The following is a 13,701-nucleotide window of genomic DNA, read 5'->3' as shown; positions in this document are numbered from 1 at the left end:
AACCGTCCGCAAGGGCGGTTTTTTTATGGACAAAGCGAAGAAAAAACGCGCAGCCTTAGCGCGTTCTTCTTATGCGTCTCTCGAAGTAAAAACAAACCCAAGCATCACCGAGAACTACAACCCGACACCTCAAGATCAAAGAAACACCGAGACATCGGAAGGTTCAAATCGTCACAAATTAGCTGACTTTTAAAGCTTCTAATTTTTGAATATAATCTTGATTGTCTGGATCACATTCAATGGCTTTTTGATACATTTCTTGAGCCGTTTCAGGTTTACCTTTCAAACGGAAATTTTCCGCGCGAAAATAATAAATTTGTCCCATTAATATTTTGGACTGAGCATCCCTTGCGGACAGTGAAGCTCGCGCCGCATCTCTATCACTGATCGCTTTTTTTGCCCGCTGCTTGAATGTTTCTATGTCCTTAGAAGAGGCTGCAGTAAGCGCCTTCAGTCTTTTTGCCAGTTCCTCGCGATCTTTCAAAGCTTTTGCGGCCTTATCTGTCAGAATTTTTATATCTTCGGATGATTTTTTAGCCTGCGACTTTAATTGTGTTGCAAGCGTTTCACGCTCTCCGCTCAACGTTTCGATCTTCTCATTGAAAATCTTGAGCGTCGCTTCCGCGTCAGACTTCAACTTCTCCCCTTGAGACTTCAGCTTAGCCCGCGCGGCATCGCGATCTTTCAAAGCTGTCTCAGCCTTTTCCGTCAGGACATTTATATCCTCAGAGGATTTCTCAGCCTGTTCTTTCAATTTCGCCGCAAGAGCATCACGATCCGTCGTTAATTTCTCAATCTTCTCATTGAAAATCTTGAGCGTCGCTTCCGCGTCAGACTTCAACTTCTCCCCTTGAGATTTCAGCTCAGCCCGCGCGGCATCGCGATCTTTCAAAGCTGTCTCAGCCTTTTCCGTCAGGACATTTATATCCTCAGAGGATTTCTCAGCCTGTTCTTTCAATTTCGCCGCAAGAGCATCACGATCCGTCGTTAATTTCTCAATCTTCTCATTGAAAATCTTGAGCGTCGCTTCCGCGTCAGACTTCAACTTCTCCCCTTGAGATTTTAGCTCAGCCCGCGCGGCATCGCGATCTTTCAAAGCTGTCTCAGCCTTTTCCGTCAGGACATTTATATCCTCAGAGGATTTCTCAGCCTGTTCTTTCAATTTCGCCGCAAGAGCATCACGATCCGCCGTTAATTTCTCAATCTTCTCATTGAAAATCTTGAGCGTCGCTTCCGCGTCAGACTTCAACTTCTCCCCTTGAGATTTTAGCTCAGCCCGCGCGGCATCGCGATCTTTCAAAGCTGTCTCAGCCTTTTCCGTCAGGACATTTATATCCTCAGAGGATTTCTCAGCCTGTTCTTTCAATTTCGCCGCAAGAGCATCACGATCCGTCGTTAATTTCTCAATCTTCTCATTGAAAATCTTGAGCGTCGCTTCCGCGTCAGACTTCAACTTCTCCCCTTGAGATTTCAGCTCAGCCCGCGCGGCGTCGCGATCTTTCAAAGCTGTCTCAGCGGATAATTTATAGGTCGCAATTGCGTCATCGCGTTCACGTCTAATCTCTTCAATTTTTAGACTGGCGTCGGCCATATCCTTTTCGAGCTTTTTCGTGCGGACTTTCAACTTCTCCGCCATCTCATCGCGACTGGCAAATGCGGCCCTCGCATCTGTTAAGGCTTTGGCAGCGGCAAGTTCGGCGACAGATCTGGCTTTACGGGCGAGGACTGCGTCATTGGCAGCGGCGACTGCACGTTCGCGAACCTGTTGAATTTGCGCGCCGCCAGGCAATTGGATGGATTCAATCAGATCCTGCGTGAGGAAATCTGTTTCACCCAGGTCAGCAGCAACACCATGATTTTCCAGAACCTGTCCCAGGGCGCCCAACCGAAGCGTTTTGGCGAATGAGAATTCGGGAATAGACGCAATCAAGTCCATATCTGCATCCCAACGGGAGAGATCAAAAACTTTTGAACCCGTTTCGAATGAAGGCTCCGTCATATCAGGGAACATAGTTTTTAGTACGGCATTATAATCATCCAGACCCCGCAATTCTTGCGCGAGGCGGTCACTTACAAATATCTTTCCATTGAAAGTCGGGGCCAATCGCGCGGCAGCCTCGAACGCGACATAGGGGATTAACATACTTTGCCCCATTAAATTCAGGAGCATTTTCAGGCCCAGAAGATTTCCTGAGAGGGAGGGGTTGGATTCGATGACGACATTTGTGTCCTCAACATCATCGAGACCAATAATGTCGAGAAAATCCTCCACGATGTCACGGTTTTTGAGTTTATCCCGCTCATAGAGACGGAAAACCGAACGTTCCGCGAGGCGACTCCAATTTCTTATAAAGGCCGTAATTCTTATATTCTGACGCTCCATATACTGGCGGATATTGAATATCTCTCCGCTAAAATGGATGCGCTGCGCAAATCCGGACAGCCCATACCCTAAGCCCTCACGCATATAAGCAATGACGGTCAGGTCATAATCAGCAAAAAGAACGGCAAGACGCTTGAAATCTTTTTGATTTTGAAAATCCTCACTGCTGAGGAGAATGGTATCAAAACCCTCAGCCTCTTTCGCTAAATCTCGAAAAAGTGTCTCAACCTCCTCAGCGGGTTTATAATGTAGGGTATGACTGAATTCATGATGGGCTGTTGCCGCCGTGCCGTGCGGTGTTTTTCGACCGGTTTTAGGATATAAAATGCCCCGACTTGCCAAGAGGTCTGATTTCTGGGTGAAGAAATTCTGTAACGAAGATGTACCCGTTTTATGTCGCCCAATATGAAGATATAGCTTCTTTTTCGACGTGGTTTTTGCTGATTTTTGATCTGCCATAATCAGAGCAATCCCTATTTAACGTCAGCCTTATAGACGGAAGCGGAATATGATGACCATGACCTATTTGCGCTATCTGGCACTCTTAAAAAGTGGCGGAAAAGCTGGTCCTTAAGCGGTTCCTTGCAGGAACGCCTTTTTGTAAATTATCTCCGTCCAATCCGTAGACCGCAATCACGTCGAACCAATCAGCCTGAAGGCTTTGGTTCAAAAGGTCCTCAGCAGATAAGCAATAGCGGCCGGCCTGTCGACCGAGCTTAAAATCAATTTCGCCGACCCCATTATAGGTACGGTAAATGACTTCCGTACAAACGAGCCGATCGGCCGTGCTGAAATCGAAAATAAAGTCATATAATTTGCCCGTATGAGAGCGCGCCCGACTGAGAGCTGCTGAAATTTGCGCAGGTTTAAGCTTGGGTCGCAAGAGCACAAAAGCATCAACCTGCAAGGTCTCCTCAAGATTACGCAGTAGGACCCCGTCTTTCTTCGCCTCCAGAATATCGGCATCCTCTGCCCCGAGCCAGAGTGCGGCATGGGGCCAGAATCCCGGAAGGAATAGGTTGCTCATCGCATCGTCATGCCGGGTGACGAATACATCACCCGGCTGTAATATGCTCTTCAGTGTGTGGCGAAGTTCAGGCGTCACGCGCTTTTCTGCCTTTAAGGGCTTCACGAGCGGGATCTTTAGGTCCGCAATATCAGATCCCATCATTTCAAAAACTGAAAAGAGAATATTTCGTAGCGCTGAGCCATGTCGGCGCTTGAGGGAGTGCCGTAAAAACCGACGGTAACGGCGAAGGTGGTTCCCGCGAGAGGCCGTTGGTAGGTTTAAGTCAATGAGAATGTCTATTACAGTTTCATATCCCGACAGTTTTAGGGCCTCGAAGACCTGTCCACGGTATTCATCAAAAAAATCACACGCCCGATAAAACCCATGCATGCGTATCGCGGAAGTGAGTTGTCGATAAAGGCGCGTGAAACTCTTTCTCGGGATGCCGTAGCGTTTTTCAGCTTCATCTAGCTTTTGCCATACAGCCTTACGTTGGCGCGCGAGATCTATTAGATATTCACCCGTCCTAACGATGATTTCAGCCGCGCAAAAGGCGAGGCCAAAATAACAAATGTCGCTCTGCGAAGCGCTATCAGGGTCAGACTGTACCCGTTTTGCGCCGGCCTCACATTCTTTTATAACCTCCCATAGAGACACTCGGATCGCGAGGTAGCGGGCATAGGTCACACGCAGCCGTTCATCTTCATCTGGATTATAATATCCGCGCGCCTCTGCAGCCTGTGCATCTTCGAGCAACATCTCTATATCGGAAGACTTTGGTAATGCCTTATAGGCCGCCGTTAAAATTCTGAGATGGAAAGATCTTTCGGGGTTGTCTCTGCCAATTGTCGTCGAAAAGAGACTTTGGTCGAGATAAGGTGCTTTCTCACCATGATTGAACTGACGAGGATCTGCTTTATTGGAGGTTTGATCCAAGATCGCGTTCCTTTTCAATCCAAATTAAATCCCGCCAGGCAATTTCTGGCTATCTTCAGACTATATGTGTAAATCAAAAACGCAAAAAGCCCCGCTGGCGTTAACCAAACAGGGCTCTTGTGTATAATATAAGGAGGAAAAACTATAGCTTGGATAAACCGGGCGGCGACCTACTCTCCCGTGCCTTAAGACAAAGTACCATCGGCGCTGAGAGGCTTAACGACTGAGTTCGGGATGGGATCAGGTGGGGACCTCTCGCAATAACCACCCGGTCAATGCAAGCTATGTTGTTTAAACGGCTCTCACGAGCCGAATAAACGGATTAAATAGTAAAGATATCGTCTGAACAGCCCCAGCGTATGGACATTTTAGTCCACGCGCATGGGCGCTAACGTTTCTTGTTTGATTAATCACTCCGAAGAGCAGTCAACCTTGGCCAAGAAACAATCTGAAATGAATCAAGCCAATCGAGTTATTAGTACTGGTAAGCTCCACATATTACTATGCTTCCACACCCAGCCTATCAACGTTGTAGTCTACAACGACTCTCAAGGGAGTTCTCGTATTGAGGGGGGTTTCCCGCTTAGATGCTTTCAGCGGTTATCCTGTCCATTCATAGCTACGCTGCAATGCCACTGGCGTGACAACAGCTCCACCAGAGGAATGTCCACCCCGGTCCTCTCGTACTAAGGGCAGATCCTCTCAAAACTCCTACTCCCACGGTAGATAGGGACCGAACTGTCTCACGACGTTCTAAACCCAGCTCACGTACCGCTTTAAATGGCGAACAGCCATACCCTTGGGACCTTCTCCAGCCCCAGGATGCGATGAGCCGACATCGAGGTGCCAAACAACGCCGTCGATATGGACTCTTGGGCGTCATCAGCCTGTTATCCCCAGCGTACCTTTTATCCGTTGAGCGATGGCCCTTCCACGCGGGACCACCGGATCACTATGACCGACTTTCGTCTCTGCTCGACTTGTCAGTCTCGCAGTCAGGCTGGCTTATGCCATTGCACTCAACGACCGATTTCCGACCGGTCTGAGCCAACCTTCGCGCGCCTCCGTTACTCTTTGGGAGGCGACCGCCCCAGTCAAACTACCCACCACACAGGGTCCCGGATCCGGATAACGGACCGCGGTTAGATATCAAATAAGATCAGGGCGGTATTTCAAGGACGACTCCCCGCGAGCTGGCGCCCACGGTTCAAAGTCTCCCGCCTATCCTACACAAATGTTATCTAATATCACTGTGAAGCTGTAGTAAAGGTGCATGGGGTCTTTCCGTCTAGCCGCGGGTACCTCGCATCTTCACGAGGAATTCAATTTCACTGAGTCTCTGCTGGAGACAGTGGGGAAGTCGTTACGCCATTCGTGCAGGTCGGAACTTACCCGACAAGGAATTTCGCTACCTTAGGACCGTTATAGTTACGGCCGCCGTTTACCTGGGCTTCAATTCGGAGCTTTCACTCCTCCTTTTAACCTTCAGGCACCGGGCAGGCGTCAGACCCTATACGTCGTTTTGCAACTTCGCAGAGCCCTATGTTTTTAATAAACAGTCGCCACCCCCTGGTCTGTGCCCCCACCAAAGAGTTGCCTCGATGGTGGGCCTCCTTCTCCCGAAGTTACGGAGGTAATTTGCCGAGTTCCTTCAGCAGAGTTCTCTCAAGCGCCTTGGTATGCTCTACCTGATCACCTGTGTCGGTTTGGGGTACGGTCTCAAATGGGGGCTATTTCCTGGAACGCTTTCACAGCCCCTCCAATCCAATAAGGAGGAACTATATACAGCATCCGTCACCACCCAATGGCTCACGAATATTAACGTGATTCCCATCGACTACGCATTTCTGCCTCGTCTTAGGGGCCGGCTAACCCTGCGCTGATTAGCATTGCGCAGGAAACCTTGATCTTTCGGCGAAGGGGTCTCTCACCCCTTTTATCGTTACTCATGTCAGCATTCTCACTTCCGATACCTCCAGCCATCCTGACAGATGACCTTCACAGGCTTACGGAACGCTCCGCTACCGCGCACATAAATGTGCACCCGCGTCTTCGGTGAATGACTTAAGCCCCGGTACATTTTCGACGCAGGAACGCTTGACCAGTGAGCTGTTACGCTATCTTTAAAGGATGGCTGCTTCTAAGCCAACCTCCTGGTTGTCTAAGCATTCTCACATTCTTTACCACTTAGTCATTACTTAGGGACCTTAGACGGCGGTCAGGGCTGTTTCCCTTTCCACTACGGACCTTAGCACCCGTAGTGTGTCTGCCAAGCTGTACTCCTCGGTATTCGGAGTTTGGTTAGGTTTGGTAAGACGGTGAGTCCCCCTAGCCCATCCAGTGCTCTACCCCCGAGGGTAATACTTGACGCTCTACCTAAATAGATTTCGCGGAGAACCAGCTATCTCCAAGTTTGATTGGCCTTTCACCCCTAGCAACAAGTCATCCCCTCATTTTTCAACATAAGTGGGTTCGGTCCTCCAGTGAGTGTTACCTCACCTTCAACCTGCTCATAGCTAGATCACTTGGTTTCGGGTCTAATCCTACTAACTCAGTCGCCCTATTAAGACTCGCTTTCGCTGCGCCTACACCTAACGGTTTAAGCTTGCTAGTAAGACTAAGTCGCTGACCCATTATACAAAAGGTACGCCGTCGCTACGCAAGGTAGCTTCGACAGCTTGTAGACGTTCAGTTTCAGGAACTGTTTCACTCCCCTCGTCGGGGTACTTTTCACCTTTCCCTCACGGTACTTGTTCACTATCGGTCGCACAGGAGTACTTAGGCTTGGAGGGTGGTCCCCCCATGTTCAGACAGGATTTCACGTGTCCCGCCCTACTCGAGGACAATAAACAACAACACTCATACGGGACTGTCACCCACTATGGTCAAGCTTCCCAGCTTGTTCTGATTAGTTGTAAATTGCCACTGGCCTGATCCGCGTTCGCTCGCCACTACTAACGGAGTCTCGGTTGATGTCCTTTCCTCCGGGTACTGAGATGTTTCAGTTCCCCGGGTTTGCTTTTTTAACCTATGTATTCAGTTAAAAATACCTAACACAAACCTCGGTAACAATCTCATGCAAGCATGAGAAAAGTACCGGGGTCTGTAAAGGTGGGTTTCCCCATTCAGAAATCCTGGGGTCGAAGGTTATTCGCACCTCGCCCAGGCTTATCGCAGCGTATCACGTCTTTCGTCGCCTCTGTGCGCCAAGGCATCCACTAAACGCCCTTGTAACGCTTGATTCTTCAGATTCTTGAGATGGTCATGGTCCCGACCAGAAGAGTTAGGACCACAACCGTCAATGTTTGGCGCCCATGCGCGAGGAATAAAATGCCCGGGTTTAGTGTCCCAGACAACCTCACTGACATGAGCTGCCAGACGATATCTTTACTATTTAAAGCCCATCCTTGTCGATTAAAGTCCTTGCCTGATTAAATCAGCGCAAAGCCTCTGGGCGGATGAGCCCTCCTTATACGATGTCAAATATCTGCCATCCAGTTTGAGTAAACCCAGGTCGGTGACAAAACTTTGTGTGTTGAAAATGGTGGAGCTTAGCGGATTCGAACCGCTGACCCTCTGCTTGCAAAGCAGATGCTCTACCAACTGAGCTAAAGCCCCCAGAACAATTTTGCGAAGCAAAAATGTTCAGAATGCGGAACGTTTAGAGCAATATTTGCGAAGCAAATATGCGGGAACGTTTTGCATCTCGAAAGGTTAGGCCCGAACGTGTTTGGCTTCGCCAATCACTGCCTCGGGGTCATCATTTTTGCTAAAGCAAAATTGATGTTGGTAGGCCGAAGAAGACTTGAACTTCCGACCTCGCCCTTATCAGGGGCGCGCTCTAACCAGCTGAGCTACCGGCCTCCATATCAACACATTTACAACCTCATCGCAGCAAGTTGATTGTAAGAACAATCAACCGCGCGGCGGTTGCAAACGAATGGGAAGAAAAACGAAGACGGCGTTTAACCGCTATGTGATCCACGTGGCGTGAGCCAATGGACCGTTATATTTTCTAAAAAGATAAAAGCGTACGTTAAGCAACATTCGCAAGCGAATGTGCAAAGAAGACACTCAAATCTTTCCTTAGAAAGGAGGTGATCCAGCCGCAGGTTCCCCTACGGCTACCTTGTTACGACTTCACCCCAGTCGCTGACCCTACCGTGGTCGCCTGCCTCTCTTGCGAGTTAGCGCAGCGCCTTCGGGTAGAACCAACTCCCATGGTGTGACGGGCGGTGTGTACAAGGCCCGGGAACGTATTCACCGTGGCATGCTGATCCACGATTACTAGCGATTCCAACTTCATGCCCTCGAGTTGCAGAGGACAATCCGAACTGAGACGCCTTTTAGGGATTAACCCTCTGTCAGCGCCATTGTAGCACGTGTGTAGCCCTACCCGTAAGGGCCATGAGGACCTGACGTCATCCCCACCTTCCTCCGGCTTAGCACCGGCAGTTCCGCTAGAGTGCCCAACTAAATGCTGGCAACTAACAGTGAGGGTTGCGCTCGTTGCGGGACTTAACCCAACATCTCACGACACGAGCTGACGACGGCCATGCAGCACCTGTGCACGGTCCAACCGAATTGAAGAAATCCATCTCTGGAAATCGCGACCGGCATGTCAAGGGTAGGTAAGGTTCTGCGCGTTGCTTCGAATTAAACCACATGCTCCACCGCTTGTGCGGGCCCCCGTCAATTTCTTTGAGTTTTAATCTTGCGACCGTACTCCCCAGGCGGAGAGCTTAATGCGTTAGCTGCGTCACCTACAAGCATGCTTGCAGACAACTAGCTCTCATCGTTTACGGTGTGGACTACCAGGGTATCTAATCCTGTTTGCTCCCCACACTTTCGTGCCTCAGCGTCAGTATCTGTCCAGTGAGCCGCCTTCGCCTCTGGTGTTCCTGCTAATATCTACGAATTTCACCTCTACACTAGCAATTCCACTCACCTCTCCAGAACTCAAGACTACCAGTTTAAGAGGCAGTTCCGAGGTTGAGCCTCGGGATTTCACCCCTTACTTAATAGTCCGCCTACGCACGCTTTACGCCCAGTAATTCCGAACAACGCTAGCCCCCTCCGTATTACCGCGGCTGCTGGCACGGAGTTAGCCGGGGCTTCTTTACTAGGTACAGTCATTATCTTCCCTAGCGAAAGAATTTTACAACCCTAAGGCCTTCATCATTCACGCGGCGTTGCTGGATCAGGCTTTCGCCCATTGTCCAATATTCCCCACTGCTGCCTCCCGTAGGAGTCTGGGCCGTGTCTCAGTCCCAGTGTGGCTGATCATCCTCTCAGACCAGCTATAGATCGTCGCCTTGGTGAGCCATTACCTCACCAACAAGCTAATCTAACGCGGCCCCATCTATCAGCGATAAATCTTTCTCCCGGAGGACGTATACGGTATTAGCAGTCGTTTCCAACTGTTGTCCCGTACTGAAAGGTAGGTTGCCACGCGTTACTCACCCGTCTGCCACTGTCCACTTACCGAAGTAAGTTTCTCGTTCGACTTGCATGTGTTAAGCACGCCGCCAGCGTTCGTTCTGAGCCAGAATCAAACTCTCAGGTTGAGAGTGAAACTGACCATGTCGTTGTTAATCGTTCGTGATCACCGAAGTAATCAAGAACCACTGACGTCTGAAATGCATAAATACATTTCAACGTTTTGCGTTCAAAGAAAATTACGAGTTCCTCAACCTATCGAAATAGGCCAAGCAATGTCATAACTTTCGAAAAGAAACTTCAGACATAGTCGTTCAGTTAATGTGCAGTGTGTTACCACATCTGCTCACAGCCAAACGCCGCCTGCGTCTCTCTTCCCAATATTCACGATGTAAAACAGCTGGTTACGAATTTAATCCGCTTCCAAATTAAAAGCCCCGCTCGAGGAGAGGGGCTCCCGTTCCCGCCGGTTGACTGTGTGTCTCTCAGCGAGGAGCGCTATATAGGGGGGTGATTTTTTTTCCGCAACACCTTTTTTCGCTAAAAGTGCAGAAAGATGCTTTTGCTTGCAGCTTATCCACCTTGTGCTACGGAAACCCCCATAAAACCGTGGTTTTGATAAACCACTTATCCACAGGAACACCCAAAATGGCCGCTAAACTCCAGCACCTGAAGCGTTTTTCCGCTTTTTTACTGATCTCAACAGCTCTTTTTCAGACAGCATGCATAGCAGAAAGCACTGAAAATAGCAATTCGGGCGAGTCGTCGACCCAAATCACCATGAAAAAAAATACTGATTCAGGCGAAAAAAATTCAGTCGCGACTCAAAAAATGTCAGATTCGACTCCGAAAAACATCATTGTCTTCATTGGGGACGGGATGGGCATCTCGACAATCACCGCCGGTCGAATCTTTGTCGGGCAGGAAATGGGCAAAAAAGGGGAGGAGCACGAGCTGTCTTGGGACACATTTGAGCAGCTCGCCCTCATCAAGACCTATAATACAAATGCACAGGTGCCGGATTCGGCCGGAACGGCAACGGCGATCCTGTCCGGATATAAGACAAATATCGGCGCAGTGAATGTTCGGCCCGATGCGAATTTGGAAAATATGCTGGCCGAAGGCTGTGGCGGCGACACCTCCCCTACGCTGACCGACAAGGCGAAAGCCGATGGAAAGGCCGTTGGTGTCATTTCCACGGCCCGCCTGACCCACGCGACACCCGCCGTTATGTACTCCCATTCCGCTAGTCGCGACATCGAAGCGGATAAAGACCTAGAAGGTCCCTTTGCCATGGAGGGCTGTAAAAGCATTTCGCAGCAATTGATTGAAAGCGAGGTTGATCTGGCGCTTGGAGGCGGGCGGAAAGAATTCACAGATGCGCAAGTCGCGGCTTGGCCGGGCGCTACCGCAAGCACAAAGGCCGATATGATGGCCGCAGATACGAGCCAACCCCTGCTCGGCCTGTTCAATGCGTCACATATGTCATTCGAAGCCGACCGTGCCGGGACGGAAGAGCCTTCCATTGCGGAGATGACAACATTCGCCATGGACCGCCTGGCCTCCAATGGCGACGGCTATGTCCTGATGGTCGAGGCGGGTCGTATCGATCACGCCCATCACGGCACGAACGCCTTTCGCGCATTGAAGGATTTGCAAGCGATGGATGCGGCCGTCTCAGCAGCCGTTGCAAAAGCGGATGATGACACACTCATCCTTGTGACTGCTGACCACAGCCATGTCTTCACAATGGCCGGCTATCCAGCCCGCGGGAATCCAATACTCGGCCTTTCGCGCCCCGTCGATCCGGAGACCGGAATAGCCCATCTCGAATATGCGCTGGACGATGACGGCAAGACCTACACGACATTGGGCTATCAGAACGGACCAAATGTGCGCGAAGCCGATTCAGAAACGCTGACCGACAACATGGTCCAAGCCCCCGATTACCGCCAGCAAACGGCCGTCCGCCTTCGGAGTGAAACCCATGCGGGAGAGGATGTCGCCCTCTTCGCGACGGGCCCCGGCGCAGAGCGCTTTAACGGCGTCATGGAACAGGACGAGATCGGACGCATTCTCGCCGACCTTCTGGCCGAATAAGCATACATTATATATGCGTGAAAAATTGTGAGCCCGGACACGTCTGAAATCCCTCTAAAAGGCCCGCGAAAGCGGGACCTTTTACGGAGTTTGCTACTCCCATTGGAAGTGCGGGGATTGCGGCGCACGATTGCGACTGTGGAAGCTGATGTAGACGGCTCTCCGCCCGTGATTGTTGTACCCGGTCTCTGGGCGTCGGACCGCAGCCTTCGCTTCCTGCGCCAATATCTCAAAAATGCGGGTTATGATGCCCGAGGCTGGGGGCTCGGCCGAAATATGGCCGGTGAAGGGTGGGACGGTGATCTGGAAGACTTGTCCGACGGTTGGCAGAAAGACAAAGCCGATAAACATTACAATGGCGAAGGTGAAGTTCCCGCCCTGTGTGATCGGTTCGGCGCGCGAGTGAAAAATATATCAGAAGAGCTGGGCCGCCCCGTCGCGCTAGTCGGGTGGAGCCTTGGCGGTTTCATCGCCCGCGAAGCCGCACGGGATTATCCGGCTCATGTGGCAGGCGTCATCACGCTCGGATCCCCTGTTGTCGGGGGCCCAAAATATACCCTAACGCGCCGCAAATATGAAAAGCGCGGCTATGATATTGATTGGATAGATGCAGGGATACTCGCGCGGCAGGACACGCCCATCCAATGCCCCGTTACATCCATCTATTCAAAAACAGATGCGATTGTGAGTTGGACCGCCAGTCTGGATCGCTGGACACCCCATGCCCGACATCATGAGGTCCAATGCAGCCACACAGCTTTTGGCTATCACCCACCAAGCCTGAAACTTGTGAAAGCAGAACTAGATAGGATTTTCATACCTTCATAAATTACAGCATCATGATATCAGAACACTATAGCTTTAGACTATTGAAAATATAGAAAGAGAGTCAGCAACCGTTTCACCTGCTATCGCGTATGTAAGGACAAGTCGTCGGACCGGCGGCATAGCATTACCTTCAATGGGGAGACTATCTTGTCCAAATTTATGAAATCCACACTCGTCATGGGCGTCGCCGCACTTGGTCTCGCAGCCTGTGAAACCGACCCGATGGTCAAAGAGGCTGAAATGGCCAAAACAGACGTGAAAATGGCGACAGCCGATGGCCCGCTCTGCACGACAATGGGCCCGCAAACACCGCGCGATATTTCCAGCAAAGTCGGTCTTAACCTGACAGACTTCACAATGGCCCCGTCCAGCGGTCAGATGAATCTCTGCAATATTCACACCCACACAAATGCCGAACATAAAGGTCCGGGTTTTGAGATGTTTGTCGATGATAGCGATTACGGTGGATATGCCTGTAATGAAACGGCTGATCTGACGGCAGCAGAACTCGCGCCTTATGAAGGCAGCTACGGCAAAGTTAAATCCGGCGACACGATCGAGGTCCACTGGGTCCACACATCCTGTGACGCAACACCGGGCGAAGGCCTTGGTGCCTGTGTGCCGGACACTTGTACGGATCCGGTTCTGCGCGTGGAGACGCAAGTCTTCCTCGTCGTCAATGACCGCAATGCGTCCGACTTCATGGACTATGCTTACCAAGGCAATCGTCTGAACTTTAAGTATCAGCCAAAAGCCCTCCCAACAGGAAACGGCACACCCATCGTCTTCCGTGGCTCCACAACAGGGCCGAGCTATAATCAGTCCGTCTGCTCGCCAGCACAAGTCACATGGTCGGTCCGCCCACAATGTGAAAAGCTCGACATCGCGTCCCTCGACGCGTGGGCAAAGTCCGGTAACGTCTTTAACGAGACAGAAAGCCACGGCGTCCGCCAGCTCGTCACAGCACCAGAACTGCTGTCCCCGATTGAGTAGTTAAAATACAATC

6 protein-coding genes, 2 tRNA genes and 3 rRNA genes are annotated in these 13,701 nt (G+C 50.6%); 4 read left to right on the top strand and 7 right to left on the bottom strand.

Annotated elements, in window-relative coordinates; all coding sequences use genetic code 11:
• Positions 1-25: 25 nt before the first annotated feature.
• Positions 26-193 carry a hypothetical protein gene (locus ACP9M6_RS04185; protein WP_427453746.1) on the top strand — a complete coding sequence of 56 codons (168 nt, stop codon included), beginning with the start codon at positions 26-28 and terminating at the stop codon, positions 191-193.
• On the opposite strand, the gene ACP9M6_RS04180 is transcribed toward ACP9M6_RS04185, so the two are convergent.
• The 7 genes from ACP9M6_RS04180 to ACP9M6_RS04150 form a co-directional block, all read right to left on the bottom strand.
• Complete coding sequence (locus ACP9M6_RS04180) at positions 179-2,842, bottom strand: hypothetical protein (protein WP_427453745.1); 2,664 nt, start codon at positions 2,840-2,842, stop codon at positions 179-181. The two genes, ACP9M6_RS04185 and ACP9M6_RS04180, sit on opposite strands and share 15 nt — an antisense overlap.
• 85 nt (positions 2,843-2,927) lie before the next feature.
• Positions 2,928-4,328, bottom strand: a complete 1,401-nt coding sequence (locus ACP9M6_RS04175; protein ID WP_427453744.1) for a YiiX/YebB-like N1pC/P60 family cysteine hydrolase — start codon at positions 4,326-4,328, stop codon at positions 2,928-2,930.
• Positions 4,329-4,485: 157 nt separating this feature from the next.
• Positions 4,486-4,600: ribosomal RNA gene (gene rrf, locus ACP9M6_RS04170) — 5S ribosomal RNA — on the bottom strand.
• Between the two features lie 182 nt (positions 4,601-4,782).
• Positions 4,783-7,571, bottom strand: a 23S ribosomal RNA gene (locus ACP9M6_RS04165).
• A gap of 299 nt (positions 7,572-7,870) precedes the next feature.
• Positions 7,871-7,946: transfer RNA gene (locus ACP9M6_RS04160), tRNA-Ala, on the bottom strand.
• Between the two features lie 169 nt (positions 7,947-8,115).
• Positions 8,116-8,192: transfer RNA gene (locus ACP9M6_RS04155), tRNA-Ile, on the bottom strand.
• Between the two features lie 226 nt (positions 8,193-8,418).
• Positions 8,419-9,895, bottom strand: a 16S ribosomal RNA gene (locus ACP9M6_RS04150).
• Together the 16S, 23S and 5S rRNA genes with 2 tRNA genes alongside form the textbook arrangement of a ribosomal RNA operon.
• Before the next feature lie 703 nt (positions 9,896-10,598).
• Here ACP9M6_RS04150 and ACP9M6_RS04145 point away from each other — a divergent pair.
• The 3 genes from ACP9M6_RS04145 (at position 10,599) to ACP9M6_RS04135 (ending at position 13,688) form a co-directional block, all read left to right on the top strand.
• Positions 10,599-11,867 carry an alkaline phosphatase gene (locus ACP9M6_RS04145; protein WP_427453742.1) on the top strand — a complete coding sequence of 423 codons (1,269 nt, stop codon included), beginning with the start codon at positions 10,599-10,601 and terminating at the stop codon, positions 11,865-11,867.
• Positions 11,868-11,957: 90 nt separating this feature from the next.
• On the top strand, positions 11,958-12,695 hold the full coding sequence (locus tag ACP9M6_RS04140; RefSeq protein ID WP_427453741.1) for an alpha/beta hydrolase: 738 nt from the start codon (positions 11,958-11,960) through the stop codon (positions 12,693-12,695).
• Positions 12,696-12,935: 240 nt separating this feature from the next.
• On the top strand, positions 12,936-13,688 hold the full coding sequence (locus tag ACP9M6_RS04135) for a delta-class carbonic anhydrase (protein WP_427454748.1): 753 nt from the start codon (positions 12,936-12,938) through the stop codon (positions 13,686-13,688).
• Positions 13,689-13,701: the final 13 nt, after the last annotated feature.

This window comes from Litorimonas sp. WD9-15 (assembly GCF_050271975.1).
In the GTDB taxonomy this organism is placed as follows: domain Bacteria; phylum Pseudomonadota; class Alphaproteobacteria; order Caulobacterales; family Maricaulaceae; genus Litorimonas.
This window is presented reverse-complemented; position numbering and strand designations above follow the sequence as displayed.